We start from the raw sequence: 733 nt of genomic DNA on the forward strand, positions 1-733 counted from the left end.
CCGCCGGGGAAACTGGCGGTGGTGGCCATCACCGCGCCGACCGCGCCATTGGCAAATTCCAGCCCCGCCGAGACGAAATCCTCGGTTTCCATTCGGTGCAGCCGTGTGGTCCGGGCCATGGCGGTGACGGCGCTGACCTCACCGCAGAGGCTCAGCATCAGATCGAGCGAATGGATCGCCTGGGTGATCAGCACCCCGCCGCCGTCCTGGGCCAGCGTGCCGCGACCAGGCTGGTCGTAATAGCCCGCCTGCGGCCGCCACCACGGCACCACCAGATGCGCCGCTTCGAGCCGGCCATAGCGGTTCTCGGCCACCGCCTCGGCCAGATAGCGCGAGGCGCGGCGAAAGCGATGCTGGAACACCACGCCCAGCGTGATGCCGGCATCGTCGGCCAGTCTGACAATGCGTTCGGCCGCCGCCAGCGTCCGCTCCACCGGCTTTTCCAGCAGCACATGCTTGCCCGCCTTGGCCGCCGCCGCGACGATGGCCTCGCGGGCATTCGGCGGCGTCACCACCAGCACGGCATCGAGCTGCGGATCGGCGAGCAGCGCCTCGTAGCTTGTCGCCTCAGGGAAACCATAGGTCCGGCAGAATTCGGCGCGTTGTACTGGATCGCGGCGATAGACCCCGCGCACGGCAATGTCCGCGCTGAGCGATTGCAGCGCCAGCGCATGCGGCTTGGCGCCCATGCCGGCCCCGATCACGCCAAAAATGAACCGTCCCTGTTCGTCGC

1 protein-coding gene is annotated in these 733 nt (G+C 68.5%); it reads right to left on the bottom strand.

What is annotated here, in order from left to right; all coding sequences use genetic code 11:
• The coding region (locus ACX3OZ_RS20890; RefSeq protein WP_459105514.1) for a Gfo/Idh/MocA family protein at positions 1 to 733 on the bottom strand (733 nt) is incomplete at both ends.

The sequence above is a fragment of the Devosia sp. A369 genome (assembly GCF_054489345.1).